This window comes from Micromonospora cynarisoli (genome assembly GCF_030518815.1).
Classification (GTDB): domain Bacteria; phylum Actinomycetota; class Actinomycetes; order Mycobacteriales; family Micromonosporaceae; genus Micromonospora; species Micromonospora wenchangensis.
Map to the genome: position 1 here is coordinate 4669707 of NZ_CP130426.1, position 26746 is coordinate 4696452.

Genomic DNA, 26746 nt, shown 5'->3' on the forward strand with positions numbered 1-26746 from the left:
GCCCGGTTCACGTGTCGCCCTCACGTATCGGCAAAAGTCGACGTGCAACTTGCATCCCGCATCACACTGATGCACTCTGTCCGTATGGTTCGAGTCACTCACCGTTTCCGGTCGATTTCCTGGTGTGATCAACACCTCGGGCTCGCCCGGCCGGGTGGGTGCCCCGGGCCGCAGGAGTCCACGAGACCTGCCCCGGGTTGATGGCCCCGCCGCTGCACGCCCGGAGGCTGCGGCGGCGGGAGCGGTAACACCCGAGAGCAGCCGGGTGATGGCCGGGTGGCGCGATCCACCACCAGCGGGTACGCCCCCGGCCACCACCACGTCGAGCACCGGCCCGCGGGGCACAACCCCGTCGCCGGAAACGCATCCGTCCCCGTTCCGTACCGGCCGGCCACGCGACCCCGGCCATACCCTCCCAGGAGCCCATGTGCTTCCCCGCTCCGGTGACGTTCTGCACGTGACCCGCGCCGCCAGTGTGCAGTTCCTCCGCCCGATCACCTTCCGGGTGATCCGGGTGCTCGACTGGCCGACGTACGACGGCTGGCTCTGGCTCGACGGCTACCAGCTGAACGCCGCGGGCGACGCGGTCAGCCGCCGCTCGATCTTCGTCCAGCGGGTCGGGCTGACCCAGCTGCGGGCCGCGGCCGTACCGCGTCAGCACACCGCGCGGTCGCGCCGGCCGGTCAACCGCGCGCCGATCGCGGTGGGCTGACTCCCCCGATTACCCGACCGGAGGGCGTGCCGCCGCCATAGACTCGGTACGCCCACCCCGGCGAACGTATCCACCCCGCGCGTATCCGGCCCCTGAACCTGGGATGGCCATGGTCTACCTGCCCGCCGCGCGGCGGCACCACAGGTCCCGCCTCGGACACGCCTTCGGGCTGCTGGTCCTGATCGGCGCGGTCCTCACCCTCGTGGTGGTGACCCGCTACCCGGCCGAGTCGGCCACCCGGCTCGCCGAGCCGGTGCCGGCCCCGGAGATCACCGTGGCCGAGCCCGCCGACGCCCCGACCGGCGACGCCGCCGGCCCGCAGCCCGACCCGGCACCGCCCGCCGACAGGCGCACCCCGGTCTGGGCCGAGAACCCGCCCGGGGACGGTCTGCGGGCCGAGGGCGACCTGCGGGCCGAGGACGACGCCTCGACCGGCGGCGACCCGGCGAGCGGGAACGACCCGACGACCGGGCCGGGTGGGGACGCCGGAGCCGCTCCGGGGGCCGCGCAGTCCGGGGTCGGCGGTGGCGGTGCGTCCGCGCTCGCCGAGCCCCGGCACCCGTCGGACGACCGACAGACCGTCGCCCGCTCCCTCTTCTACTCCGGCCTGCTCGGACTGGCCATCTCCCTGGCCGGCCTGGGCCTGGTGGGGACCAGACGCCGGATGTGGTGAGCCGCGCCGGTGCAGCGCCCCGACTCCGTCACCCGGTCGGGGTGGCCGTGCCGGACGGCGACGCCGACGGCTCGGCGGCCACCACCAGGGTCACCTCGTCGCCCGGCAGCACCGGCTGACCGGCCTCCGGATCGGTGGACAGGACGGTGCCGGGCGGCCGGTCCGACTCCCGCGTCTGCACCCGGGAGGACAACCCGAGCCGCCCCAGCAGGGCCTCCGCCGTCTCCTGGGAGAGACCGACCAGCGGCGGCACTGCGATCGTCGCCGGCTGGGTCGACGGCGCGGTGGTCGGTGGGGTCGTCGGCGGCCGGGTGGTCGGCGCGGTGGTCGGTGGTGCGGTGGTCGGGGCGGCACCCGTCGTCGGCACGGCCGTCGGCGGTGGGGTCGGTGTCCCGTCCGACGGGGTGTCCACCGCCTGCAGGGCCAGCCAGATCCCCACCCCGGCGAGCCCGAGCAGGAGGAGCCCGAGCACCCCCAGCAGGATCGGCGTCCACCAGCGTCGGCCGCGCTGCTCCTCGGCGTACCACTCGGCCGGCTCCCGGGGGTCGGCCGCCCGGGGCGGTGGCACCCCGGCCCGGCCGGACCAGACCGGCGTGCCGGCCGGCTCGGGCCGGGTCGTCCCGTCGGCCGGCGGCAGCGGGCGGGTCGCGTCCACCGGCTCCTGCCGGGCGGTGGCGTCGACCGGGGGCGGTCCACCCGCCGGGGGCCGGTCCGCCGGCAGCGGCGCGGTCCGGTCGGGCGGGTCCTGGCGGTCGTCGCTCATCGCACGTCCTCTCGCCACCTGGCGGACGGCGGGCGCTCGACCCACCGGGCGCGGCCCGAGGCCGGCCAGGCGGTCGTGGCCCTCGGCCCCACCACGGTAACGGCCGGAGCCGGCATCCACCGGTACCGGCGCGGCGATCCGCCGGTCAACCCGTCGGCGTCGGCCCGGCGGTCGGCGTCGAGTTGTCACCGCAGGAGATGGCGACCTGGTCGTTCCAGTGCGCGGTCGCGTCGGCCGCCGGCACCTGGGCGGTGACCTCGCCACGGTTGCCGGTGGGGTACCGGGGGAACAGGCCCACCTCGCCCAGTTCGTCGGCGGCGTCGTCGCAGTCCTCACCGATCAGGTCCGGCACCTCGACCTCGGGTGCCGGACCGCTGACCTCGACCCGCACGGTGGTGCCCGGCTTGACCGACGTGTCCTGGGCGGGCACGGTGCGGGTCACCGTCCGGCCCGAACCGGTGCCGAACACCAGCCGCCAGCCGAGCTTCCGGTCGTGCAGCGTGTCCCGCGCCTTCTCGAAGTCGAGCCCCACCAGCCGGGGCACGGTCAGCCCGCCACCGGTGGCGGCAGGTGGCGGGGGCGTGGTGGCCCGCGCGGTGGTCGGTCGGGCGGTGGTAGGCGCGTCGACAGGGGTGGACGGTCCGCTGGCCGCCGCTGCCGGGGTGGCACCGGTCTCCGGGTCGCCGGGATCGGCCAGCACCCACCCGACGGTGCCCCCCACGGCAGCCAGCAGGACCGTCGCCAGGGCGCCGCCGAGCACCAGCGTGCCCCGGCCCGGCCGGCCCCGGGCCGCAGTGTCCTGTCCGGTGTACTCGTCGTCGTCCATGCCGCTCCCCCGCCTCGTCCCCGAAACGGTACCGGCCGCTGCCCAGCGGTCACCGGCCGTGCTCCGGCGCTCGTCCGACTCGCCGCCTCGACCAGGGAACGCTACAGTCCCGGCATGGCGGGACGGGGCTGGGGAGGATCGGTGCTCACCGCGCTGGGCGTCGCCGCCGGTGTGGGCGCCGCGCAGCTGGGCTTCGGCTACGGTCTGGGCATCATCAACTGGACGCCGGCCGACGCCGGTGCCACCGAGCCGTCCTGGTTCGCCAGCCTCGCCTGGGCGACCTGGATCGCCGCCGTCTCCACAGTCGCCGGGGCCGTCTGCGCCCAGCGGCTGCACGAGCGGGGCGGGGACGCCGCCGCCGGTGGCACCCTGCACCGGGTCACCCTCGCGGTGGCGGGCGCGGTCGGCGCGCTGATCACCGTGCTGCTGGTCGCGGTGCCGTCCCGGGCCGCCTCCGTACCGGAGACCTTCTCGCCGCAGACCGTCGCGGCCGGGTACGCCGGGGTGGGCGTGCTGGTGGGGCTGGTGGTCGCGGTCTGGGCGCTGCACTCGCGGGCCGCCGCGACGAACGTGATCGCCACCGTCGGCTGGCTCTGGCTGCTGGCCGTGGTCTCCGTCGTCGACGGGGTGCTCGCCGGTCGGGGGCTGACCAGCGCCCAGCTCGGCATCTGGCAGATCGCCCAGGACAGCCCCCGGTTCTGGTGGCGGGACCACCTCTACTGGCCGGGAGCGCTGCTCGCCCTGGGCTCGGCCCTGCTGATCGGGGCGTCGGCCGCCCGACGGGCCGCCCGGACGCCCGAGCTGCGGCTCGGTGCGGTGGTCTCCGGGGCCGCCGGGCCGCTGCTCGTCGCGGTCGCCTACTTCCTCGCGGTGCCCCGGCTGGCCACGATCTCCCCGGCCCAGGTCTCGGCCCATCTCGTCGCGCCGTACGCGGTCATCGTCGGTGCAGCCGGGTCGGTGCTGGTGGCCTCGCTCGCCCAGCGGGCCGAACGACGGGCCACCGCCCGGTCGACGCCGCCGGTGCCCCGTCCCCGTACCGGGGGACCGGACGGCCTGCCGGCCGGCGTCGACCCGACCGCACCCTCCGAACCGGACGCCCCCGGTCGGGAGACCGACCACCCGGACCCCGCACCCGCCACCTCGGACGTCGCTCCCGGGCGACCCGCACCGCCCGCCGCCCCCGGCCCGGCGGACAGCCCGACCGGCCCGGGTGAGGATTCCCCGGCACCGGTGACGGCACCAGGTGGCGATTCCCCACCCCCGGCCGTGGGCCGGGCTCGGCCGGTCCGCCGGGGTCGAAACACCCAGCCGGCTCCGCCAGCCGGTGACACCCAGCCCGCTGACGCCCCCGTCGGTGGCACGCCGGCCGGTCCGGTCACCGACCAGCGCCCCGGGTCGGCGGACGGCGGACAGCAGGGTGTCGGCCAGGGGGTCGAGCAGCCGCCGACGGACCCGGGACCGGTGCCCAAGCCCCGCTCCGGACGCCGCACCCCCTGACAGTTCCCCGGTCGGGGGCGGTCCCCGGCGTGCCGGTCCCGCCCACCGGGTGGCTCAGTCCACCGGCCAGGTGTGCACCGGTTCGTTGCTGCGCTGGAGCTCGGCGTACCGGTTGGCCATGTGGCGCAGCGCCGCGTCCCGGTCGAGGTTGCGGTGGCGCTGCGCCGCCCACACCGTCTCGGTCTGCCAGACCGCCCCGTTGCGGCCGGTACGGCAGCGCTGCTCGATGATGCCGAGCAACCGGTCCCGCTCGGCGGGGGCGACACCGAACCGGTCCAGCCCGGTGGCCGCCTTCGGCAGGAGGGTGTCGAGGACCAGCTTGGTGACCGGCACCTCGCCGAGCCGGGGCCAGTGCAGCACGGCGTCCATGCCCCGGCGGGCGGCGGCGTGGAAGTTCTCCTCGGCTGAGCTGAAGGTGAGCTGGCTCCAGATCGGCCTGTCGGACTCGGCCAGCCCGCGCGCCAGCCCGAAGTAGAAGGCGGCGTTGGCCAGCATGTCGACCACGGTCGGGCCGGCCGGCAGCACCCGGTTCTCCACCCGCAGGTGCGGGCGGCCGTTCATGATGTCGTACACCGGGCGGTTCCAGCGGTAGACGGTGCCGTTGTGCAGCCGCAGCTCGGACAGTTGCGGGACGCCACCGGCGTGCAGCACCTCGACCGGGTCCTCGTCGGCGCAGATCGGCAGCAGCGGCGGGAAGTACCTGACGTTCTCCTCGAACAGGTCGAAGATCGAGGTGATCCAGCGTTCACCGAACCACACCCGGGGGCGTACCCCCTGGGCCTTCAGCTCGTCCGGGCGGGTATCGGTGGCCTGCTGGAACAGGGCCACCCGGGTTTCGGCCCAGAGCTGCCGGCCGTAGAGGAACGGCGAGTTCGCGCCCACGGCGACCTGGACGCCGGCGATGGCCTGGGAGGCGTTCCAGTAGTCGGCGAAGCTGTCCGGCGCGACCTGGAGGTGGAACTGGAGGCTGGTGCAGGCGGCCTCGGGGACGATCGAGTCGGTGTGCGTCCGCAGCCGCTCGACCCCCCGGATGTCCAGCTCGATGTCCTCGCCCCGGGCGCCGACGATCTGGTCGTTGAGCACCCGGTACCGCTCGTTGGTGGAGAGGTTGTCGGCCACCAGGTGCCGTTCGGTCAGGGTGGGCAGGATGCCGACCATGACGATCCGGGCGTCCGACTTGGCCGCCCGCTCGTCGGCCCGGTTGAGGCTGCTGCGCAGGTCGGTCTCGTAGTCGGCGAAGCCGGCCCCCTCGATCAGCCGGGGTGCCGCGTTCAGTTCCAGGTTGAACTGTCCCAGTTCGGTCTGGAAGAGCGGGTCGGCGATGGCGGCGAGGATCTCGTCGTTGCGCATTGCCGGTTCGGCGTCCGGGTCCACCAGGTTGAGTTCGATCTCCAGACCGGTCATCGGCCGGTCGGCGTCGAAGCCGAAGTCGTCGAGCATCAACGCGAAGACGTCCAGGCAGCGCCGCACCTTCTGCCGGTAGCGGACCCGGTCCTCCCGGGAGAACGCGCCCTGCTCGACGTCCCTACCCATGTTTCCTCCAGGCGTGAGACGCGCGGGACGGTGACCGTCCCGGCGCGCAGTGTGAACCACCATAAGAGCGCCCACGCGCCGGGGCCAGTGCCCACCGGGTATGCGCTGTCCCGCTTCTCTACCCAGCGGCCGTCCACCAGCACCGGATGTCGCCGTCGCCGGACAGTGACAATCCGCACGCGCAAACGCCGGGGCCCCCGCTCGCGGTGAGCGGGGGCCCCGGCGTGCCGGGCTCAGGCCTGCCGGATGGCCTCGCCCTCGATCTCGATCTTGATCTTCTTGCCGACCAGCACGCCGCCGGTCTCCAGGGCGACGTTCCAGGTCAGGCCGAAGTCCTCGCGGTCGATCTCGGTGCTGGCGGTGAAGCCGAACACGTCGGTGCCGAACGGGGTGCGGCCGACGCCCTCGAACTCGACCTCCAGCTCGACCTGGCGGGTGACGCCCTTGATGGTGAGGTCACCGAGCAGGACGAACTCGTTGCCGTCGTGGGACTTCACGGCGGTGCTGCGGTATTCCAGCGTCGGGAACTGCTCGACGTCGAGGAACTCGGGGCTGCGCAGGTGGCCGTCCCGGTCGGCCTGGGCGGTGTTGATGCTGGCCGCCTGGATGGTGGCGGTGACCGAGGACTGCAGCGGGTCCTCGGCGACGGTGATGGTGGCGGTGGCCTCGGCGAACTCGCCGCGTACCTTGCTGACCATCATGTGCCGGGCGACGAAGCCCACCCGCTTGTGCGCGGCGTCCAGCAGGTAGGTGCCGGCGGCGGGGATGGTGAGGCCGTCCCAGTCGCGGGTAACCGACTCGGCGCTGGTCATGTAACTGCCCTCCGGGGAAGATTGTTTAGTAGCCCAACGACTGCCTGAGCAACTATAGCCGCAGCAATATTCCTCGTGTCAAGCACTGTTAGGATGGCCAGGTGGACGAGACTGTGTTCGACGACCCCCGGATCACCGCCGTCGGCCTCCTGGTCGAGGCGCACGCCGGGCTGACCGCCCGGTTCACCGCGCAGTACGAGGAGCACGGCGTCTCCGCGGTCGAGTTCGAGGTGCTGATGCGCCTGGCCCGCTCTCCCGGCAACCAACTGCGGATGACCGACCTGGCCGCACAGACCTCCCTGTCCACCAGCGGCGTCACCCGGGTGGTGGACCGGATGGAGCGCGACGGGCTGCTCCGCCGCCGCGCCTGCCCGTCCGACCGGCGCAGCTCGTACGCGGTGGTCACCCCGGCCGGCATGCGGCGGCTGGACGAGACCCTGCCGGGCCACCTCCAGATCATCGAGCAGTGGTTCACCGGTCAACTCGAACCCCGCACCCTCGCCGCCATGCTTGACGGCCTGCGCCGGGTACGCGACGCCGTCCACCCGGGAGCGACCGCCGGCAGCACCGACCAGGCACCTACCGACGAGCCGCCGTCGCCCTGCTGACCGCCCGCCAACAGGGTGCCGGGCGGACCGGCAGAAAAAGCGGCAGAACCCGTCGGACCCACCGGTCGCAGAGCCGCCGATCACCGCAAAACGGACGGTCCGGCTGGCTAGCCTTCATCGCGCGGGGGAGCACCGGGGGGTGCGGGCGCGAGCGATTGAGCGAGGGGTTTGACCAGGGGGCTCGTTCGCTCGCGCCACCCCCGCGCCTAGCCCAGCAGGCGTTCCTCGTTCGGCAGCAGCCGGATGCCGCCGCGCCGGCACGCCTGCGCCAGCCGCTCCCGGACCTCGGCGGAGCCGGTGCTCACGGCCAGCCCGACCAGGGCCTCGACCACGTCCCGCCGGTCCTGACCGGCCGCACCGGCAGCCTCCGCCACCGCGAACCACTCCGCCGCCAGATCCCGGTCCCCCCGGTGCTGGGCCATGGTGCCCTCGATCAGCGCGCAGACCGACTCCTCCGCCCGGACCGGCCCGCCACCGCCCGGACGCCCCCCGGCCGCGCCCGCCTCCGAGCGGGAACCGGGCGGCGTCGGACGACCGTCGCAGCGCAGCTCGGCCAGGATCTCGGCGGCCTCGTCCAGCCGGCCCGACCGGGCCAACGCCAGCCCCACCGTGCCGAGCACCCGCCGCCGGTGCCCCGGATCACCCACCCCGGCCAGCGCGGCGACCACCCGCCGGCCCTGGTCCACCGCGTCACCGTGGCGACCCTCCAACCGGGCCACCTCGGCCAGGTCGGCGCGGGCCAGCAGGCGCAGCCGGGGCTCCCCGCACTGGGCGGCCAGCCGGTCCACCGCGGCCAGCCGCCGGCGGGCCGCCGACAGGTCGGCCAGGCGGATCTCGTGCCAGGCCAGGTGGTGCTGGGCGACCGCCATGTCCCGGGTCCGGCCGTGCCGGGTGGCCAGGGTCAGCACCGCGTGCGCCTGCTCGGCCGCCTCGTCGTAGCCACCTGTCGCGACCAGCAGGGTGCCGAGGACGGTCCGCGCCGCCAGCTCCCCGGCCACGTCGGCCCGCCCGGCGAGCACCGCGAGCGCGGCACGGGCGGCGGGCAGTTCCTGCGCCGCCGCGCCGTGCTCGGCGGCCAACCGGGCCACCCCGAGCAGCGCCCAGGCCCGCAGCGCCGGATCGGCGTCGGCGGTACGGGGATCGGCGAGCAGCCGGCACAGCCACTGCCGGCCGCTGACGTCCCGCCCCCGCATCCGCCACCAGCGGGTCAGCTCGGCGGCCAGCCGCAGCGCGGTGACCGGGTCGTCCCCGGCGGCATGTGCCAGCGCCGCGCCGATGTCCCCGGTCGCCTCGTCGAGCTGGCGGACGGCCGCCGGCTGTCGCGCCCCGACCAGGTCCGGTGCGGTACGGGTCACCAACCGGGTGATCACCACCGCGTGCCGGCGACGGACGGCGGTCAGCTCGCCCCGCCCGGCGGCCTGCTCGACTGCGTACTCGCGGACCGCGTCGAGCAGGCGGAACCGCAGCGGCCCGGCACCCCGGACGCTGAGCAGGCCCAATTCCACCAGCCGGTCGAGCAGCGGCACCGGGTCGACCACCACCGACGGGTCCGGGTCGGCCTCGTCGGCGAGCAACTCCTCGGCCAGCTCCACCGACCACCGGTTGGCGAACACCGAGAGCCGGCGCAGCGCCGCCTGCTCCCACCCGTCGAGCAGCCGGTAGCTGGTGGCGACCGCCTCGCGCAGGGTCACCGCCACCGTGGAGCGGGCCGCTTCGTCGGTACGCCCCGGCGGCGCGGCCTCCCAGCCGCGCCCGCCGAGATCCGGGCCGGCCAGGTCGAGCACCCGGTCGCCGTACCGGTCGAGCAGTTCGGGCAGGTCGAGGATGCGGCCCCGGGCCGCCATCAGCTCGATCGCCAGCGGCAGGCCGTCGAGCCGGCGGACCAGCGCGGTGAGGGCGGGCAGCTCGTCCGGGCCGGGTGGTTCCGGGCGGACCCGGGTCAGCCGGGCGGTGAACAGGGCCGCCGCCGGCCACCGGACCAGCTCGGCCGGGTCGACCACCCCGGCGGGGGGCACCTCCAGCGGGGCCACCGGGCGGACGAGTTCGCCGGGGATGCCGACCGGGTGCCGGCCGGTCGCCACCACCCGCAGGGTGGGCACCGCCGCGACGAGCAGGTGCACCACCTCGGCCACCGGGTCCGGGGCCCGTTCGACCGCGTCGACCAGCAGCAGCGCCGGGCGGCCCCGCAGCCGGGCGGCCAGTTCGGCGAGCCGAGCCGCGCCGAGCACCGCGCAGGCTGCGGCGAGCACGTCGTTGGCGTCGGAACCGGTGCCGACCAGCACCCCGGCCACCCCGCCCGGGTGGGCGTCGGCCACCGCGTGCGCCACGGCCAGGGCGAGCGCGGTCTTGCCCACCCCGGCCAGGCCGACCAGGCTCAGCACCGGCGGCCAGCCGTCGCCGGTCAGCAGGCCGGTCAGCTCGTCGAGTTCCCGTTCCCGGCCGATCAGCTCGACCGGCGGGGGCAGCGCCATCGGCGTACCCGGGAGGTCGGGGTCGCGGGGGACGGTGCCGCCGCCGGGCGCGCGGTGCGGCATCCCGGCGACGCGCGGGGCGGTCGCGGCCCGGCCCCGGGCGCTGGCGAGGAAGGCGGCACGCGCCGCGCCGGTCAGGCCGAGCGCCCCGGCGATCAGCTCGGTGGTGGTGCGTTGCGGCCGGTGGGACCTGCCGCGTTCCAGGTCGCGGACCGTCCGCACGCCGACCCCGGCCCGCTGTGCCAGGTCGGTCTGGGTGAGACCGGCGGCCAGGCGGTGTGCCCGCACCAGCTCCCCGATCGGGGTACGACCACCCGTGGGTGAGTGATCATGATCCGGGGTCATGGGCAGGAAGGGTACGGACGGGATACGACGCCGGGCAGCCCTTCGTCGGCCTACCGACGAAGGGCTGCGGATACCCGACAGAGGGCCGTTCCCACCCGGCGGCGGAGCCGTCGCGGGGGTACGGTCACAGACCCAGGTCGCGGGCGATGATCATGCGCTGCACCTCGGAGGTGCCCTCGCCGATCTCCAGGATCTTGGAGTCCCGCCAGAACCGGGCCACCGGATACTCGTTCATGAAGCCGTAGCCGCCGTGGATCTGGGTGGCCTCCCGGGCATTGTCCACGGCGACGGTGCTGGCGTGCAGCTTGGCGATCGCCGCCTGCCGCTTGAACGGCTCACCGGCGAGCATCCGCGCGGCGGCGTCGTAGTAGGCCAGCCGGGCGGTGTGCGCCTTCAGCTCCATGTCGGCGATCTTGAACTGGATCGCCTGGTAGTTGCCGATCGGCCGGCCGAACGCCTGACGCTCCTTGGCGTACGTCAGCGACTCGTCGACGCAGCCCTGGGCGAGGCCGACGGCCAGCGCGGCGATGGCGATCCGCCCCTCGTCGAGGATGCGCAGGAACTGGGCGAAGCCCCGGCCCCGCTCGCCGAGCAGGTTCCCGGCCGGCACCCGGCAGTCGTCGAAGGTCAGCTCGTGGGTGTCCGAGGCGTTCCACCCCACCTTCGAGTACGCGGGCGCGACGGTGAACCCGGGCGTCCCCGACGGCACGATGATGGTGGACAGCTCCTTCGAGCCGTCCGGGTTGGTGCCGGTGACCGCGGTGACGGTGACCAGGGCGGTGATGTCGGTGCCCGAGTTGGTGATGAACGCCTTCGACCCGTTGATCACCCACTCGTCGCCGTCCAGGACGGCCCGGGTCCGGGTGCCGCCCGCGTCCGAGCCGGTGCCCGGCTCGGTCAGCCCGAACCCCGCGAGGGCCTCACCGCTGAGCAGCTTCGGCAGCCACCGGGCCTGCTGCTCGTCGGTGCCGAACCGGTAGATCGGCATCACGCCGAGGGAGACCGCCGCCTCCAGGGTGATCGCCACGCTGGAGTCGACCCGGGCCAGCTCCTCCAGCGCCAGGCAGAGCGCGAAGTAGTCGCCGCCCATGCCGCCGTGCTCCTCGGGGAAGGGCAGGCCGAAAAGCCCCATCTTGCCCATCTGCCGGACGATCTCGTACGGAAAGGTGTGCCGCTCGTAGTGCTCGGCGATCACCGGGGCGACCGCCTCGTGGGCGAAGTCCCGTACGCTCTCCCGCAGCGCCTCGTGTTCCTCGCTGAGCCGGAAGTCCATCGGTTCCTCCTGTACGGGTGCCGCCCCGGACGCTCGTGACGCCGGCGACGACGGATCGGTTGGACGACCGGTCGGACCCGGTCGGGGACGGCGGCGGGTCACCGGCCGGTCAGACCGGGGTGACCCCGTGCCGTCGGCGGGAGAAGTGCCGGTCCTTGCTCCGGGCGGCGGCGAACCGGCGGACCAGTTCGGCACGCAGCTCGTGCGGTTCGACGATCGCGTCGATGACCAGCTCGCTGGCGAGCCGCACCACGTCGATGTCCCGCTCGTACTCGGCCCGCCTGGCGGCGACGAAGGAGGCCCGTTCGGCCTCGTCGGCGATCGCCGCGATCTTGTTGGCGTAGACGGCGTTGACCGCCGCCTCGGCCCCCATCACCGCGATCTTCGCGGTGGGCAGGGCGATCGTCGCGTCCGGCGCGAAGCCGGGGCCGGCCATCGCGTACAGGCCCGCACCGTACGCCTTGCGGACCACCACACAGATCTTGGGTACGGTCGCCTCGGAGATCGCGGTGATCATCTTGGCCCCGTGCCGGATGATGCCCTGCTTCTCCACCGCGCTGCCGACCATGAACCCGGGCACGTCGCTCAGGAACAGCAGCGGCACGTTGAACGCGTCGCAGAGCTGCACGAACCGGCTCGCCTTGTCGGCCGAGTCGACGAAGAGCACCCCGCCCTTGAACATCGAGTTGTTGCCGACCACGCCGACGACCTCGCCGTCCAGCCGACCGAAGCCGATGGTCAGCTCCCTGGCCCAGAGCGCCTGGATCTCGAAGAACGAACCCTCGTCGAGCAGGCCCCTGACGTACCGGCGCATGTCGAACGCCTGCCGCTCACTGGCCGGCACCAGCGCGGCGAGATCGGCCTTCTCCGGCGCGGCGACGGCCGGCGCGGCCGGCGGTTGCTGCTGCCAGTTGGAGGGCAGGTACGACAGGTAGGTCTTCACCACGTCGAGCGCATCGGCCTCGGTCCCGCACAGGAAGTGCCCCACGCCGGACTCGGCGCAGTGCACCCGGGCCCCGCCCATCGCCTCCAGGGTGGTCTTCTCCCCGGTGACCATCTCGACCATCCGGTCCGAGCCGAGGTACATGCTGGCGTTGCCCTCGACCATGGCCACCACGTCGCAGAACGCCGGGATGTACGCCCCGCCGGCGGCGCTCGGCCCGAACAGCGCGCAGACCTGCGGGATCGCCCCGGAGGCACGGACCTGGTTCCAGAAGATCTTGCCGGCGCCCCGGGGGCCGGGGAAGAGGTCGACCTGGTCGGTGATCCGGGCACCGGCCGAGTCGACCAGGTAGACCATCGGCACGCCCGTCGAGTAGGCCCGCTCGATGATCCGGATGATCTTCTCGACGGTACGCGCGCCCCAACTGCCGGCCTTGACCGTGGAGTCGTTGGCCATCAGGCAGACCGGCCGGCCGTCGATGGTGGCGGTGCCGGTGACCACGCCGTCGGCGGGCAGTCCCTCGGCCAGGGCGTTGGCGTAGAGCCCGTCCTCGACGAAGGAGCCCTCGTCGACCAGGAGCGCGACCCGTTCCCGGGCGAACAGCTTGCCCTTGCCGGCGTTGGCCGCGTGGTACTTGTCGGCGCCGCCGGAGCGGGCCCGCTTGCGTAGCTGCTCCAGTGCCTCACCGTCGAGCGTCACGCCGACCCCCTCGCCCCGCGCCTCGTGGGCGCGCCCGACCGCCATGCCGCCGTGGGCGTCGTGGTGGACGCGCCGACCAGCCTGAACGATCGTTAGGCTAGCGCATCCGGGCCCCGCCCGACCACCCGACCGACTTCCGCTCCGGATATTGATAGTCAACTATCGATATGGCTACGCTCCAGACACCCCCTCCGGATTGGAGTGAGCCATGAACTCACGCATCAAGCGCCTCGCCGTCGCCGCCCTGGCGACGGCGACCGCGACCCTCGGCCTCACGGTCGCCAACCCCGCGCCCGCCTCCGCCGCGATGACCATCTGCTACAACACCAGCCAGGCGCCCAGCTACGCGAGCGTCGCCAACCAGGCCGCCTCGATCTGGAACAACGCCACCAGCAACCTGACGCTCGCCGCGAACTGCGGCACCAACCTGCGGATCTACCAGATCACCGGCGGTGGCTCGTACGCCCAGCGCACCAGCCTCGGCAACGGCCGGGTCTACATCGACACCCAGCAGGCCGCCCAGTACAGCCCGCTGCGGATCATGACCCACGAGATCGGGCACATCCTCGGCCTGCCCGACAACTACAACGGCAACTGCGCGATCCTGATGTCGGGCGGCAGCGCCGGAACGGGCTGCACCAACCCGTACCCGAGCACCACCGAGGCGAACCGGGTCAGCAGCCTGTTCGCCGGCACCCTCAGCGCCAACGACCGGCGCAGCAGCACCGGCGGACAGGTCTTCAAGGACAGCTGGCCGGGCCTGCTCAGCGTCGGCTGACCCGCGACGCGACCCGACGGAGGGGCCGGCACCGCGCCGGCCCCTCCCCGCGTCGTCGGGCCGGTCCGCCCCCGACGGGCCCGGTCAGGGCCGGGCGGTCAGCCGGGAGCGCGGGCCGGCCCGCAGCACCCCCGACGGCAGCCGCTTGCCGAGCAGTTCCTCGGCCAACTCGGCGACCCCGATCAGGGCGTCCAGGTCGATGCCGGTGTCGATGCCCATGTCGTACAGCATGTGCACCGCCTCCTCGGTGGCCAGGTTCCCGCTCGCCCCCGGCGCGTACGGGCAGCCGCCCAGGCCGCCGACGCTGGCGTCGAACTCGGTGACCCCCAACTCCAGGGCGGTCAGCAGGTTCGCCAACGCGGTGCCCCGGGTGTTGTGGAAGTGCAGCAGCACCGGCACGTCGGGCTCCCGGTCGCGGACGGCGGTGACCAGCTCCCGGACCCGTCGGGGCGTACCCATGCCCGTGGTGTCGCCGAACGCGACCCGGTCGGCACCGTCGCGGACCACCCGCTCGACGATCCCGGCGACCCGCCCCGGGTCGACGTCCCCCTCGTACGGGCAGCCGAAGCTGGTCGCCACGATCACCTCGACCCGCGCGCCCGCGCCGTGCAGCAGGTCGATCAGCTCGGCGATGTCGTCGAGCGACTCGTCGGTGGAGCGGTTGACGTTGCGCCGGTTGTGCGTGTCGCTGGCCGAGACCACCACCTCGATCTCGGTGAAGCCGGCGGCCAGGGCCCGCTCGGCACCCCGGGTGTTGGGCACCAGCGCCGAGTAGCGGACCCCCTCGACCTTCCCGGCCCGCCGCCACACCTCGTCGGCGTCGGCCATCTGCGGGATCGCCTTCGGGTGCACGAACGACACCGCCTCGATCCGGCGCACGCCGGTGCCGGAGAGGGCGTCGAGCAGCCGCACCTTGGCCCCGGTGGGGATCGGCTCCTCGTTCTGGAGCCCGTCGCGCGGCCCGACCTCGCGGATCGACACCGCCGCTGGCATCTGACTCATGGTCACCTCGCTGTGACGTCGGGTCGCCGGGGACCGTCCCGCGTCGCCGCCCCTCGTGGGGACGACGACCGGCGACGCCGGACGACCGGTGGTCCCTCCAGGGAACCACCCGACCGACCGCCGCCGCCACGCCGGGCCGGCCGGGGTCAGCGCATCCGGCCGACGATGCCGGTGTCGTAGTCGCCGGAGAGGAACTCCCCGTTGGTCAGCAGCTCGGCGAAGAAGGGCAGGTTGTTCTTCGGGCCGGCCACCGCGAAGTCGGCCACCGCCGTCCGGGCCCGCTCGATCGCCTCGGCCCGGTCCGCCCCGGTGACGACGAGCTTGGCCAGCAGGCTGTCGTAGAACGGGGTCACCGTGTTGCCGGCGACGTACCCGGAGTCGACGCGTACCCCCTCGCCGGTCGGCTCCACCCAGGTGCCGATGACGCCGGGGCCGGGCAGGAAACGCTTCGGGTCCTCCGCGTTGATCCGCAGCTCGATCGCGTGCCCGCGCGGCGTCAGCGCGTCCGGGTCGAAGGTCGGTGCCAGGCCGGCCGCCACCCGCAGCTGCTCCTCGACCAGGTCGACGCCGTAGACCAGCTCGGTCACCGGGTGCTCCACCTGGAGCCGGGTGTTCATCTCCAGGAAGAAGAACTCCTGCGTGGCCGGGTCGAGCAGGCATTCGACGGTGCCCGCGTTGCGGTAGCCGACCGCCTCGCCGGCCCGCACGGCGGCGGCCAGGAACCGCGCCCGCAGCTCCGGCGAGACCGCCGGGGAGGGGGACTCCTCGACCAGCTTCTGGTTGCGCCGCTGCACCGAACACTCACGCTCGCCGAGCGCCAGCACCCGTCCGTCGGCCAGGCCGAGGATCTGCACCTCGACGTGGCGTACCCGGGGGAAGTAGCGCTCGATGAGCACCGAGCCGTCGCCGAACATCCGCTCGGCGAACGCGCGGACCTTGTCGTACTCGGTGCGCAGCGCGGCCTCGTCGGCGGCCACCGCCATGCCCATCCCGCCGCCACCGGCTGCGGCCTTGACCATCACCGGGTAGCCGATCTCCGTGGCGGCGGCGACCGCCGCGTCGAGGTCGGTGGCCGGTTCGGTGGTGCCGGGCGCGACCGGCACCCCGGCCGCCGCCATCAGGTTCCGCGCGTTGATCTTGTCGCCCATCGCGGTGATCGCGTCCGCGCCGGGCCCGACCCAGACCAGCCCACGGGCCTGCACGGTACGGGCGAAGTCGGCGTTCTCCGACAGGAAGCCGTAACCGGGGTGGATCGCCTGCGCGCCGGTGGACTCGGCGGCGGCCAGGATCGCCTCCGCGTTGCGGTAGCTCTGGGCCGGGTTCGCCGGCCCCACGCACACCGCCTCGTCGGCCTCGACCACGAACGGCAGGTCGGCGTCGGCCTCCGAGTGCACCGCGACCGCCCGCACACCGAGCCGCTTCGCGGTACGGATGATCCGACGGGCGATCTCGCCCCGGTTGGCGACCAGCAGCGACTCGATCATGTTTCCTCCAGCGTCCAGGGTGGGGACGGATGCTCAACGTCCAGGGTGGGGACGGATGCCAGGAAACCACGGTCGGGCTGTCGGCCACGAGTCGGGCGGGAGGGTCAGGAGTCGGTCTCGGCGAGCAGGGCGGCCAGCGCGGCGGCCCGCAGCAGCGCCGCCCGACGCCGCCTGTCGACCTCGCCGCCGAGGAACGGGGTCGAGTTCATCAGGCCGAACGCGGCGTGCGCCAGCACCCGCGCCTCGCCGTCGGGCAGCCCCGGGTGCAGCGCGGTCAGCACGGTCACCCACTCCTCGACGTACAACCGTTGGAGTTTGCGGATGCGGCGACGCGGCTCGTCCGGCAGGCGGTCCAGCTCGTGCAGGTGCAGGGCGATCACGGCCGGGTTCGCCAGCGCGAAGTCGACGTGGAAGTCGATCAGGGACTCCAGCGCGCCACGCGGGTCGCCCGGACGGCTGGCCGCCCGGTCCCGGCCACCGTCGAGCAGCCCCTCGCTGACCGGGATCAGCGCGGCGGCGAGCATCGCCTCCTTGCCGGCGAAGTGGTGGTAGAGGGCGGGGCCGGTCACCCCGGCGGCCGCACCGATGTCGTCCATGGAGACCCCGTGGTAGCCGCGGGCGGCGAAGAGCCCGACAGCGATCTCCAGGATCTCGTCGCGCCTCGACCGGCGCCGGCCCGCGTTGCCCCTAGCCTGCTGCCCCACAGTCACCTGGCAAGCGTAGACCTCGGGCCGGACACCGGGGCCCTCGGTTACCCGCGGGTTCACCAGGCGGACAGTGGCCGCCGCGCGGGTGCCGGCTCGCGTGCCGCCGGGCCGGGTGCCGCCGGTGGCCGCCGGGGCTCCCCCAGCAGGTTCCCCTGCCCGACGACCGCGTGTCGGGTCTACCGCCGAACTACCGCCGACCGGCTTGCCGCTCCTCCCCCCGACGGAGGGTCGTCGCGCGCTGCTGGAGGCCGGCGAGTCGCAGCGCGATCCGGCGGCGTACCGGCGGCATCCCCGACACCGCGCGCAGCGCCACGTCCCGCAGCGGCCGGCCGGCGGGCGGCAGGGTGGCCAGCCGGGTCAGCCTCGCGGCGAAGCCGACGACCTCCTCGGCGAGTGGTCGACGGCTGGCGGCGTAGTCGTCCAGCAGGGTGTCGGGGTGGCCGGCGAGGACGTCGCCGAGAGCGGCACCGAGGGCCACCGCGTCGCAGATGCCGAGGTTCATCCCCTGCCCACCGGCCGGGCTGTGCACGTGCGCGGCGTCCCCGGCGAGCAGCACCCGGCCACGCCGGTAGCGGTCGGCGATCCGGTGGTGGACGCGGAACCGGGAACTCCAGAGCACGTCGGTCACCCGGTCCGGCCGCCGGGTCGGTCCGCGCTCGTCGAGCAGCGCCTGGAGCCGGGCGGCGTCCGGGTCGCGGGGCGCGTCGGCGACGGCGGCGACCAGCCGGACCACGCCGTCCGGCAGGGGGGCCCACACCAGCGGACCCGGCCGGGCGAGGAAGAGCGCGACCTCGTCGCGGGGGAGCACGCTGTTCACCCGGACGTCGGCGAGCAGGAACGACTCGCCCACGTCGGCCGGGCCACCGAAGTCGATGCCGGCCAGGTCACGGACGGTGCTGTGCATGCCGTCCGCGCCGACCACCCAGCGGGCCCGCACGCTCGTCCCGTCGGCGAAGCCGGCGACCGCCCCGTCGCCGTCGTGGTCCAGGCCGGTGAGCTGGTACGGCCGGTGCACCTGCCCGCCGAGGGCGGCCAGCCGTTCGGTGAGCACCGCCTCGGTCACCGACTGGGAGACCAGCAGCGCGTACGGGTACGTCGACGGCAGGTCCCCGAAGCCGAGGGTGAGCAGCACCCGGTCGCGGTCCCGCACGGTGAAGCGCGACGCCCGCAGTCCCCGGGCCACCAGCGGCGCGGTGACGCCGATCCGATCCAGCACCTCAAGTGTGTACGCGTGCACGACGGCGGCCCGGGAGGTGACCGGCGGCACGGACGCCCGGTCGACCACCGTCACCTCGACGCCCTGTCGGGCGAGGGTGGCCGCGACGGTCAGTCCGGTCGGGCCGGCTCCCACCACCAGGACGTCGGTCTGCGCGGGCAGCATCTCCCACCTCCGTTGCCAACGAGCGTTTGCCAACAGTTGTTGGCAACGGTAGGCCGGGTGGACACCGGAGGTCAACGCCTGTTGGCATAGAGTCGGGGACATGACTGCCCGCCGATCGGACGCCACCCGGGCCGCGATCCTGACCGCAGCCCGGCAGCGTTTCGCCGCCGACGGGTACGAGCGCGCCACCATCCGGGCCATCGCCGCCGACGCCAGGATCGACCCGTCCATGGTGATGCGTTACTACGGCAGCAAGGAGGGGTTGTTCGCGGCGGCCGCCGAGTTCGACCTGCGGCTGCCGGACCTCGCCGACCAGCCCACCGACCAGCTCGGTGAGGTGCTGGTCAGGCACTTCCTCGACCGGTGGGAGGGCGACGGGACGCTGGTCGCGCTCCTGCGTACCGCCGCCACCAACCAGGGTGCGGCCGACCGGATGCGGGCGGTCTTCACCGACCAGCTCGGCGCGGCGGTGGCCGCCGTCGTACCCGATCCGGCGCAGGCGCCCCGGCGGGCCGGGCTGGTCGCCAGCCAGATGCTCGGCCTGGCGCTGACCCGGTACGTGCTACGCCTGCCCCCGGTGGTCGACACCCCGCCAGCCGACCTGGTCACCTGGCTGGCTCCCACCGTCCACCGCTACCTCCGCACCCCCACCTGACCCCCGTCCCACGGGCCGGCCGCCGGGTCGACGCGACGCAATTGGCGGACGTTGCGGTGTCCCGAGGCTGGGATACCGCAACATCCGCCCAAGCGCGACCCAGTCGGGCGCGACCCCAGGCCCGGCGGAGGGCTGGTCAGCCGGCCAGGCCGCCGGGCTGGTCGCCCCGCACCACGGGGGCCCGGACCAGGTTGCCCCACTCGGTCCACGAACCGTCGTAGTTGCGCACCTGCGGGAAGCCCAGCAGGTGGTGCAGCACGAACCAGGTGTGGCTGGACCGCTCGCCGATCCGGCAGTACGCCACCACGTCGTCGGCCGGGCTCAACCCGAGCTGGTCGGTGTAGATGGCCCGCAGCTCGTCGGCCGACCTGAAGGTGCCGTCGTCGTTCGCGGCGGACTTCCACGGCTTGCTCACCGCGCCCGGGATGTGCCCGCCGCGCAGCGCGCCCTCCTGCGGATAGTCGGGCATGTGCAGCATCTCGCCCGTGTACTCACCCGGCGAGCGGACGTCGACCAGCGGCCGGCCCGCCGCCACGTGCGCCATCACCTGCTCCCGGTACGCCCGGACCGGCGCGTCGTTGCGCTGCGGCACCGGGTAGTCGGCGCGCGGCCGGACCGTCTTCTCCCGGGTCAGCTCGCGCCCCTCGGCGATCCACTTCTGCCGGCCGCCGTCGAGCAGCCGCACGTCGGGGTGGCCGAACAGGGTGAACACCCACAGCGCGTACGCGGCCCACCAGTTGAAGTTGTCGCCGTAGAAGACCACCGTGTCGTCGCGGCCGATGCCCTTGGCCGCGCACAGCTCGGCGAAGCTCTCCGCGTCCAGGTAATCCCGGGTCACCTGGTCGTTCAACTCGGTGTGCCAGTCGACCTTGACGGCCCCCGGGAGGTGACCGGTGTCGTAGAGCAGTACGTCCTCGTCGGATTCGACAACGACGAGACCCTCGTCGCCGAGGTGCTCGGCCAGCCACTCGGTGGTGACCAGCCGCTGCGGGTCGGCGTACGACTGGAGGCGGGGATGCGGATCACTCGGCACAGACATGAGCCCCAAGTTACGCCGGAATCCGGGGTGCCGACCGCCCGTTGCTCCCGGAAGGACGTCGGTCGGGTCAGGCGCGGCGGTGCACCAGGCGGCCGGCGACGACGGTGGCGAGGCAGCGTCCGTCGTCGGCGAAGACGGCCAGGTCGGCGCGACTGCCGACGGTGAGGGCCGGGGTTCGTGCCGTGTCGAGGACGGCGACGTCGTTGCGGGCCACCGCCGCCCGTAGCGCCGGGTCGGCCAGGTGCGCGGCGAGCACCGCGCCGACCCCGACCCGCAGCAGCGCGTGCACCCGTTCGCGCGGGCTGGCCGCCGGGGGCAGCGGCCCGTCGTGCACCAGCGCCGGCCCGAGTGTGCCGGGCCACCGCCGCACCCGCACCATCGGGTACGCCCGCGTCAGCTCCCCGGCCGGGCCGACCGCCTCGATCCGGTCCCCGTCGACCAGCACCGCCCAGCCCGACAGCAACCCATCGTCACCCAGGGCCGACCGGTCCGACAGCGACCCACCGTCGCCCAGCGCCGACCGGTCCGACAGCGAGCAACCGGAGACCGGAGCCGCCCGGCCCGACAGCGGCTCGTCGTCGGCCGGCACCGCCCGGCCCGGCGATGGCTCGTCGTCTGGCGTCACCCGGACCGACGGCGGCTCGTCGTCTGGCGTCACCCGGACCGACGGCGGCTCGTCGCCCGGTGCCGTCCGGCCGGGTGGCGGCTCGTCGCCCCGGGTGAGGCGCAGCAGCGGGGCGGTGTGCAGGGTGCGCACGTCAGTCGGCGACCGGGCCGAGGATCGGGCGCTTCGCGGTGACCGTGTCACCGGAGGATCGGCCGGTGAGCCGGCGGGTGATCCACGGGGCCAGGTGCCGGCCGACCCAGCGCAGGTCGGAGGCGCGGGCGGCGAGCCACGGGGTGGCGGCCGGGTGCTCCGGCACCAGCAGCCACTCCTCGTCGCAGCCCACCCCGAGCGCGGTCAGCACCTGGGCGGCGACCCGCCGGTGCCCGGCGGCGGACAGGTGCAGCCGGTCGGGGCTCCAGAGCATCGGGTTGAGCCGGTACGTGTCGTCGGCGAACAGGTCGACCAGGATCGCGCCATGCCGCTCGGCGGTCTCGCCGACGACCCGGTTGACCAGCTCGATCCGGGGGGAGACGAGACGCTGGCCGGGCAGCCGGGCCAGCACGTCGGCGAACCGGAAGAGGATCACGTCGGCGCCGTTGGCGCGCAGCCGGGCCACCACGGCGTCGAACCTGGTGGCCAACGCGTCCGGGTCGAAGGTGCGCCGCAGCACGTCGTTGCCGCCGGCCGCGAAGCTGATCAGGTCGGGTTTCATGGCGAGCGCGGCGGGCACCTGCTCGGCGACGACGCTCGGGAAGAGGCGTCCCCGGATGGCCAGGTTCGCGTAGCCGAAGTCCGGGCCGGCCTCGGCGGCCAGCCGGGTCGCCACCAGGTCCGCCCAGCCCCGGTAGGTGCCGTCCGGGTACGCGTCGTCCATGCCCTCGGTGAAACTGTCCCCGACCGCCACGAAGCTCCGCCAGCGCACGCCGCCCCCTCATGCCCTCGTCGACCGCGGCGACCAGTGTGTCACCGGCCGGCCGTCGCCTGTCGCCGCCCACCGCCCCAACGTGGCGCAGGTCATCGACAGTCACTCCGCACCCTTGATCCACTCACCTGGACCAGCGTTGATCGACTCTTCCGGATCGGCGTTGATCGACTCGCCTGGGTCGGGTTGATCGACTCCTCGGGGCCGACATAGCGGTATCCCGCACCTCCGGACACCGCTATGTCGGCCCCATGCCACCGCCCGCCCCACCCCGCCGGCCGGTGGGGGCGGGGCATACCCCCGATGCTCACCGCCCCAGAAAACCACGTCCATCGAATTACCCCCGCCGCACCAAGCCCGAGCTGATCGGCATCCCGTGTGTCGTCGTGGTCGGTCGCCACCTCGCCGACGGGTACGTCGAGGTGCGCGACCGGGCGACCGGTGGACGCGACGAGGTGCCGTGGGACGGCCTGGCCGACCAACTGCTGAGTCGGGTTCGCGGCAACGGGGTGTAGCGGACGTGCCATGGGGTACCGAAGTCGGATCGACCACGGGTGTTGTTCGGAGGCTCTCATGTACCGGGTCAGTGACGTGATGACGAAGCAGGTGGTGTACCTGCCGGCGGAGACCACCCTGGACGAGGCGGCCAGGGTGATGAAGGAGGCCGACATCGGGGACGTGGTGGTCACCGACGGCTCCACGCTGGCGGGTCTGCTGACCGACCGGGACATCGTGGTCCGGGCGGTGGCCGAGTGCAGCGACCCGACCAGCACCACGATCGGCTCGATCATCACGCGGGAGGTGGTGATGATCGAGCAGCACTCCACGGCCGGGGAGGCGGCGGCGTTGATGCGCGAGCGCAACATCAGGCGCATCCTGGTCTGCGACAACGAACGCAAGCTCGTCGGCATCGTCTCCCTGGGCGACCTGGCGATGCAGCTCGACCCCAGCTCGGCGCTTGCCGACATCAGCGAGGGCGCCCCGAACAACTGAGCCGGGAACGACGGTCGGCAACCGGGGCGGGCGGGAACGACGGTCGGAGCGCACGGTGACGCGGCCGGGGGCAGGTGGAGCCGCCTCCGGCCGGACCGACTGCTCAGGTCGAGGTCCGGGCCGACCGTCGAGCGAGGAAGGTAGGGGGCGGCGGTAGCCTGGCGGGATGCCCGAGATGCCGACGAAGCTGGCCGAGATCGTCGACGAGTTCGCCGACGCGCCCCGCGACGTGGTGCTAGAGATGCTGCTGGAGTACGCCGACGTGGTCCCGCCGCTGCCGGCCGGGGTGGACCGCGACGACCTGGAGCAGGTCCCCGAGTGCCAGACGGCGTTCTTCCTGCGCGCCGAGGTCGCCCCCGACGGCACGGTGACCACCGTGTTCGACTGCCCGCCGGAGGCGCCGACCACCCGGGCCTTCGCCGGCATCCTCGCCGAGGGGCTGGCCGGGGCGAGCGCCGCGCAGGTGCTTGACGTGCCGGACGACCTCTACCAGCGGATGGGCCTGGCGCAGGCGATCAGCCCGCTGCGGGTGCGCGGCGGCACCGCCATCCTGGCCCGGCTCAAGCGACAGGTACGGGAACAAGCGGGCTGAGCTGCGGGTTGTCTCCGATCATGGAGATCGAGATCTACGCCGACGTGGTCTGCCCCTGGTGCTACATCGGCAAGCGCCGCCTCGAACAGGCCCTGGCGTCGTACGACGGCGAGGTGACCGTCAGGTACCGGCCGTTCCAGCTCGACCCGTCGCCGGTGACCATGCCCCGGCCGCTGCTCGACGCGCTGGCCACGAAGTTCGGCGGCCGGGAGCGGGCCGAGTCGATGGCCGGCCAGGTCACCCAGGTCGCCGCCGGGGTGGGGCTGACGTTGAACTTCGACCGGGCGGTGAACGCCAACACCTTCGACGCGCACCGGCTGGTCCGGTTCGCCGACGGTCACGGGCGGGCGGGCGAGCTGGTCGAGGCGCTCTACCGGGCGCACTTCACCGACGGGGTCGACGTCGGTTCGCCGGAGGCGCTGGTGGCGTTGGCCGCCTCGGTCGGGCTGGACGAGGCCGAGGCGCGCGAGTACCTGGCCTCGAACGCGGGCCGCCGCGAACTGGCCGCCGACCTGACCACCGCCCACCAACTCGGGGTGACAAGCGTGCCGACCTTCGTCCTCGCCGGCAAGTACGGCGTCACCGGCGCGCAGGAGCCCGAGACGCTGCTCGCCGCCCTGACCGAGGTCACCCAGCGGGAGTCGACCGCCTGACGCCCGCGCGCCGGGGCGACATCGACAGGCGCGATGTTTCACGTGCAACAACATCGATGGAAAGGAATGGCTAGGCGGGCCGGGCCAGGCCCTCCACCACCCGCGCCCCGGGCAGCGCGCCGAGCGCCGGCCCGGGCAGGGCGATCTTGCTGTGCCGTACGCCGGATCCGATGATCACGTGCGGGGTGGCGACCACCCGGGCGTCGACCAGGATCGGCCAGGACTCGGGGAGCCCGATCGGGGTGATCCCGCCGTACTCCATCCCGGTCGACTCAACCGCCTCGGCCATCGGGGCGAAGCTCGCCTTGCGCACGTCCAGCGTCCGGCGAACCACCCCGTTGACGTCCGCGCGGGTGGTGGCGAGCACCACGCAGGCGGCGTACCGGATCTCACCCTCCCGCTTGCCGGCGATCACCACGCAGTTGGCCGACACGTCCAGCCCCACCCCGTACGCCGCGCAGAAGGCGGCCGTGTCGGCCAGGGTGGCGTCGATCGGAGCTACCAGGACGGCGTCGACGTCGACGGGCGCCTGCGCCGGCCACGACGTCAGCGCGGCGGCCACCGGTGCCGCCAGCAGGTCGGGGCGGGTCCGGGCGGGCTCGGTCTGCAACGTTCCCATCACGGCAGCGATCCTCGCACCCCTGGACCGCAGGCCGCCCGTCGGGCCACCCCCAGGTCACCCCCGGCGCCGCCACGGGCCCGGCAGGTCAGTTGCCGCCGAGGAAGGAGTTCTCCCGCAGGAACGCCCGGTCGTCGGCCGACGCCGACTGCGCACCCCGCAGCACCTGGGGCCGGCGGGCCTCCAGATCCTCCATGCCGTGCCGCACGGCGAGACGGATCACCCCGTAGAGGAAGACCAGACCGAAGACGTAGAGCAGCACCGTGACGACGAAGACCACCATGGGGTCACGGTAGGCAGAACCGTAACCCGTAGCCGACTCATCTTCGGTCGGTTCCCCCGTACGTGTCGGCCAGGTCCGGCGACCGCACCGGGCGAGGGTCGTACCGGGGCGGGAATCGCCTGGATCAGGCGGGGCGTCCCCGGGCCGGCACCACCCGGCCGGCGAGCAGCGCGCCGAGCAGCGCACACGCCACCGCCACGGCGAGCGTCCCCGCGTACCCGGCCGGGCCGGGCGTCGTCCCGGCGGCGAGCACCGTGCCGGTCAACGCCAGCACGGTGGCGGTGAACAACGAGTCGGCCAGTTGCAGCGAGGAACTGTTGCGCCCCTGCTCGTCGGGGGCCGACAGGGCCAGCGTCAACACCGACAGCGCCGGGAACGCCAGACCCATCCCCAGCCCGGCCACCGCCCAACCGGCCACCCCGACCGCCACCGGCACCGCCGGCCAGACGGCGAGGGTGACAGTGGCCGTGCCCGCCGCCACGCAGGCCAGCCCGAGCCGGGGCAGGGTCGCCGAGGACCGTGGCGGCGGCAGCCGACCCTGCGCCCAGGAACCCACCGACCAGGACAGCGCCCCGACGGTCAGCACCAGGCCGGCGGCGGTCGGCGAGAAGCCGCGTTCCCGAGACAGCATCAGCGGGATGACCACCTCCGCGCCCGCGAACGCCGCCGCCGCCAACCCGCGCAGACCCACCACCGTGGGCAGGCCCCGGGCCGCCCGCAGAAACCCCGCCGGCAGCAGCCGGGGCGCACAGACCACCAGGCCGGCCAGGGCCGCCGCCACCAGGGTCACCGCGAGCACACCGCGCTGCTGCCCCCCGTGGTGCAGCAGCGCGGCGCTCACCCCCGCCCCGGCCGCCCACCCGATCCGGGCCGCCGCGCCCGCCGGTGGCCCGGCCGGCGGCGGTCGGTGCAGCGTCCGCAGGCCCGACTCGACGAGCAGCACCGCCGGCAGCGCCACCACCGGTACGGCGAGGAAGACCCACCGCCAGCCCAGGTACTCCACGATCAGCCCGGCCAGCGCCGGCCCGACCAGCGACGGTACGACCCACGCCGCCGCGAACGCGGCGAACACCCGACGCCGCAGTTCCTCCGGGTACGCCTGCCCGACCACCACGTACAACGCGACGGAGAGCAACCCGGAGCCGAAACCCTGCACCGCCCGACCGACCACCAGGGTGCCCATCGCGTCGGCGCTCCCGGCGACGAACAGACCGACGACGAACAGGCCGACCCCGGCCCACATCGGCCCCCGTGGCCCCCGGGCGTCGCACCAGATCCCGGAGAGCACCATGGCCAGCACACCGGCGGCGAACGAGCCGCCGAAGGCGAGCGCGTAGAGCCCCAGACCGTCCAGCGCGCGGGCCACCGTGGGCATGGCGGTGCCCACCGCCAACGCCTCGAAGGCGAGCAGCGACACCAGGGCGACACTGCCCACCGTCATCGTCCGCAGGCGCGGGTCGTAGAGGCGGGTGGCAGGCGTCAGGGTGGCGGTCACCTGGTGACGCCGGGCGGTACGTCAGACATGCGCCCAGCCTGCGACCTGCACCCGGGTTCAGGTCAAGGGTGAGCCCGGTCTCGTCAGGCCGACTCCAGCGCCTCCCCGAGACCCTTGGCCAGCCCCGACAGGTGCTGGTCGGCGAGCAGGTGACCGGCGGTGATCACCAGGGCGAGCGGCCACTCGATGACCTGGAGGGCGGCGAGCACCCCCAGCCCGGCGTAATAGGCGATCTTGTCCGGTGGCGGCACCGCCACCTCGCCCAGCATCGGCACCTCCACCCGTCGGGTGTACGCCCGGAGCATCTCGTGACCGCCGCTGAGATGACGCGTGATCGTGGTCATTTCGGCCTCCCTGCCGCTCGTCGGGTCGTCAGCGGGA

Annotated in this window: 28 protein-coding genes; 10 read left to right on the forward strand and 18 right to left on the reverse strand. The window is 74.0% G+C overall.

What is annotated here, in order from left to right; translation table 11 throughout:
* Positions 1–427: 427 nt before the first annotated feature.
* Together Q2K16_RS20150 and Q2K16_RS20155 are read left to right on the forward strand one after the other, a co-directional pair.
* A complete protein-coding gene (locus tag Q2K16_RS20150) occupies positions 428–712 on the forward strand; it encodes a hypothetical protein (protein WP_302739301.1) in 285 nt (94 codons plus the stop codon).
* Positions 713–821: 109 nt separating this feature from the next.
* On the forward strand, positions 822–1385 hold the full coding sequence (locus Q2K16_RS20155) for a hypothetical protein (protein WP_302746552.1): 564 nt from the start codon (positions 822–824) through the stop codon (positions 1383–1385).
* A gap of 28 nt (positions 1386–1413) precedes the next feature.
* On the opposite strand, the gene Q2K16_RS20160 is transcribed toward Q2K16_RS20155, so the two are convergent.
* Both Q2K16_RS20160 and Q2K16_RS20165 read right to left on the reverse strand, forming a co-directional pair.
* Positions 1414–2148 (reverse strand): PASTA domain-containing protein, encoded by a 735-nt coding sequence (locus Q2K16_RS20160; protein WP_302739303.1) that lies wholly within the window; start codon positions 2146–2148, stop codon positions 1414–1416.
* A gap of 145 nt (positions 2149–2293) precedes the next feature.
* Positions 2294–2974, reverse strand: coding sequence for a PASTA domain-containing protein (locus tag Q2K16_RS20165; protein ID WP_302739305.1), 681 nt, complete (start codon positions 2972–2974; stop codon positions 2294–2296).
* A gap of 114 nt (positions 2975–3088) precedes the next feature.
* Between Q2K16_RS20165 and Q2K16_RS20170 the strand changes: the two genes are divergently transcribed.
* The gene (locus Q2K16_RS20170; protein WP_302739306.1) at positions 3089–4471 is read left to right on the forward strand and encodes a hypothetical protein; all 1383 of its coding nucleotides are present in this window, start codon (positions 3089–3091) and stop codon (positions 4469–4471) included.
* A gap of 54 nt (positions 4472–4525) precedes the next feature.
* Here Q2K16_RS20170 and Q2K16_RS20175 read toward each other — a convergent pair whose 3' ends face one another.
* Both Q2K16_RS20175 and Q2K16_RS20180 read right to left on the reverse strand, forming a co-directional pair.
* On the reverse strand, positions 4526–6004 hold the full coding sequence (locus Q2K16_RS20175) for a glutamate-cysteine ligase family protein (RefSeq protein ID WP_302739307.1): 1479 nt from the start codon (positions 6002–6004) through the stop codon (positions 4526–4528).
* A 233-nt stretch (positions 6005–6237) separates the two neighbouring features.
* Complete coding sequence (locus Q2K16_RS20180; protein WP_302739308.1) at positions 6238–6816, reverse strand: YceI family protein; 579 nt, start codon at positions 6814–6816, stop codon at positions 6238–6240.
* Between the two features lie 101 nt (positions 6817–6917).
* On the opposite strand from Q2K16_RS20180, the gene Q2K16_RS20185 reads away from it, so the two are divergent.
* Positions 6918–7424 (forward strand): MarR family winged helix-turn-helix transcriptional regulator, encoded by a 507-nt coding sequence (locus tag Q2K16_RS20185; RefSeq protein ID WP_302739309.1) that lies wholly within the window; start codon positions 6918–6920, stop codon positions 7422–7424.
* A gap of 206 nt (positions 7425–7630) precedes the next feature.
* Here the strand turns inward: Q2K16_RS20185 and Q2K16_RS20190 are convergent, their stop codons facing one another.
* The 3 genes from Q2K16_RS20190 to Q2K16_RS20200 all read right to left on the reverse strand — a co-directional run bounded on the left by Q2K16_RS20190 (position 7631) and on the right by Q2K16_RS20200 (position 13155).
* Positions 7631–10240 (reverse strand): ATP-binding protein, encoded by a 2610-nt coding sequence (locus tag Q2K16_RS20190; protein ID WP_302739311.1) that lies wholly within the window; start codon positions 10238–10240, stop codon positions 7631–7633.
* Between the two features lie 124 nt (positions 10241–10364).
* Positions 10365–11513 (reverse strand): acyl-CoA dehydrogenase family protein, encoded by a 1149-nt coding sequence (locus tag Q2K16_RS20195; protein ID WP_302739312.1) that lies wholly within the window; start codon positions 11511–11513, stop codon positions 10365–10367.
* A 109-nt stretch (positions 11514–11622) separates the two neighbouring features.
* A complete protein-coding gene (locus Q2K16_RS20200) occupies positions 11623–13155 on the reverse strand; it encodes an acyl-CoA carboxylase subunit beta (RefSeq protein ID WP_302739313.1) in 1533 nt (510 codons plus the stop codon).
* Positions 13156–13363: 208 nt separating this feature from the next.
* Here Q2K16_RS20200 and Q2K16_RS20205 point away from each other — a divergent pair, with 208 nt between their 5' ends.
* Positions 13364–13933: a snapalysin family zinc-dependent metalloprotease gene (locus Q2K16_RS20205; RefSeq protein WP_302739314.1), complete on the forward strand. Its 570-nt coding sequence runs from the start codon at positions 13364–13366 to the stop codon at positions 13931–13933.
* An 84-nt stretch (positions 13934–14017) separates the two neighbouring features.
* Here the strand turns inward: Q2K16_RS20205 and Q2K16_RS20210 are convergent, their stop codons facing one another.
* From Q2K16_RS20210 to Q2K16_RS20225, 4 genes are all read right to left on the reverse strand, one after another.
* Complete coding sequence (locus Q2K16_RS20210; protein ID WP_489671790.1) at positions 14018–14935, reverse strand: hydroxymethylglutaryl-CoA lyase; 918 nt, start codon at positions 14933–14935, stop codon at positions 14018–14020.
* A gap of 146 nt (positions 14936–15081) precedes the next feature.
* On the reverse strand, positions 15082–16419 hold the full coding sequence (locus Q2K16_RS20215; protein ID WP_302739315.1) for an acetyl-CoA carboxylase biotin carboxylase subunit: 1338 nt from the start codon (positions 16417–16419) through the stop codon (positions 15082–15084).
* A 104-nt stretch (positions 16420–16523) separates the two neighbouring features.
* Positions 16524–17129: a TetR/AcrR family transcriptional regulator gene (locus Q2K16_RS20220; protein WP_302739316.1), complete on the reverse strand. Its 606-nt coding sequence runs from the start codon at positions 17127–17129 to the stop codon at positions 16524–16526.
* A 184-nt stretch (positions 17130–17313) separates the two neighbouring features.
* Positions 17314–18507: an FAD-dependent oxidoreductase gene (locus Q2K16_RS20225; protein ID WP_302739317.1), complete on the reverse strand. Its 1194-nt coding sequence runs from the start codon at positions 18505–18507 to the stop codon at positions 17314–17316.
* Between the two features lie 100 nt (positions 18508–18607).
* Here Q2K16_RS20225 and Q2K16_RS20230 point away from each other — a divergent pair, with 100 nt between their 5' ends.
* The gene (locus Q2K16_RS20230) at positions 18608–19162 is read left to right on the forward strand and encodes a TetR/AcrR family transcriptional regulator (protein ID WP_302739318.1); all 555 of its coding nucleotides are present in this window, start codon (positions 18608–18610) and stop codon (positions 19160–19162) included.
* A 136-nt stretch (positions 19163–19298) separates the two neighbouring features.
* Here the strand turns inward: Q2K16_RS20230 and Q2K16_RS20235 are convergent, their stop codons facing one another.
* The 3 genes from Q2K16_RS20235 to Q2K16_RS20245 all read right to left on the reverse strand — a co-directional run bounded on the left by Q2K16_RS20235 (position 19299) and on the right by Q2K16_RS20245 (position 21730).
* The gene (locus Q2K16_RS20235; RefSeq protein ID WP_302739320.1) at positions 19299–20201 is read right to left on the reverse strand and encodes a sulfurtransferase; all 903 of its coding nucleotides are present in this window, start codon (positions 20199–20201) and stop codon (positions 19299–19301) included.
* Positions 20202–20268: 67 nt separating this feature from the next.
* Entirely contained in the window at positions 20269–20958 is a 690-nt protein-coding gene (locus Q2K16_RS20240) for an imidazolonepropionase-like domain-containing protein (RefSeq protein ID WP_302739322.1), read from the reverse strand.
* 1 nt (position 20959) lies between these two features.
* Complete coding sequence (locus tag Q2K16_RS20245) at positions 20960–21730, reverse strand: SGNH/GDSL hydrolase family protein (protein WP_302739324.1); 771 nt, start codon at positions 21728–21730, stop codon at positions 20960–20962.
* A 251-nt stretch (positions 21731–21981) separates the two neighbouring features.
* On the opposite strand from Q2K16_RS20245, the gene Q2K16_RS20250 reads away from it, so the two are divergent.
* From Q2K16_RS20250 to Q2K16_RS20265, 4 genes are all read left to right on the forward strand, one after another.
* Complete coding sequence (locus tag Q2K16_RS20250) at positions 21982–22245, forward strand: His/Gly/Thr/Pro-type tRNA ligase C-terminal domain-containing protein (protein WP_302739325.1); 264 nt, start codon at positions 21982–21984, stop codon at positions 22243–22245.
* Positions 22246–22303: 58 nt separating this feature from the next.
* Positions 22304–22723 (forward strand): CBS domain-containing protein, encoded by a 420-nt coding sequence (locus tag Q2K16_RS20255; RefSeq protein ID WP_145917201.1) that lies wholly within the window; start codon positions 22304–22306, stop codon positions 22721–22723.
* A 166-nt stretch (positions 22724–22889) separates the two neighbouring features.
* A complete protein-coding gene (locus tag Q2K16_RS20260) occupies positions 22890–23315 on the forward strand; it encodes a SufE family protein (RefSeq protein WP_302739327.1) in 426 nt (141 codons plus the stop codon).
* Between the two features lie 20 nt (positions 23316–23335).
* Positions 23336–23968, forward strand: coding sequence for a DsbA family oxidoreductase (locus Q2K16_RS20265; protein WP_302739329.1), 633 nt, complete (start codon positions 23336–23338; stop codon positions 23966–23968).
* Between the two features lie 70 nt (positions 23969–24038).
* Here Q2K16_RS20265 and Q2K16_RS20270 read toward each other — a convergent pair whose 3' ends face one another.
* The 4 genes from Q2K16_RS20270 to Q2K16_RS20285 all read right to left on the reverse strand — a co-directional run bounded on the left by Q2K16_RS20270 (position 24039) and on the right by Q2K16_RS20285 (position 26709).
* Complete coding sequence (locus Q2K16_RS20270; RefSeq protein WP_302746554.1) at positions 24039–24587, reverse strand: YbaK/EbsC family protein; 549 nt, start codon at positions 24585–24587, stop codon at positions 24039–24041.
* Between the two features lie 88 nt (positions 24588–24675).
* Positions 24676–24870 (reverse strand): hypothetical protein, encoded by a 195-nt coding sequence (locus Q2K16_RS20275; protein ID WP_088647200.1) that lies wholly within the window; start codon positions 24868–24870, stop codon positions 24676–24678.
* 124 nt (positions 24871–24994) lie between these two features.
* Positions 24995–26365 (reverse strand): MFS transporter, encoded by a 1371-nt coding sequence (locus tag Q2K16_RS20280; RefSeq protein ID WP_302739332.1) that lies wholly within the window; start codon positions 26363–26365, stop codon positions 24995–24997.
* A gap of 83 nt (positions 26366–26448) precedes the next feature.
* On the reverse strand, positions 26449–26709 hold the full coding sequence (locus tag Q2K16_RS20285) for a hypothetical protein (RefSeq protein WP_302739334.1): 261 nt from the start codon (positions 26707–26709) through the stop codon (positions 26449–26451).
* Between the last annotated feature and the right edge of the window lie 37 nt (positions 26710–26746).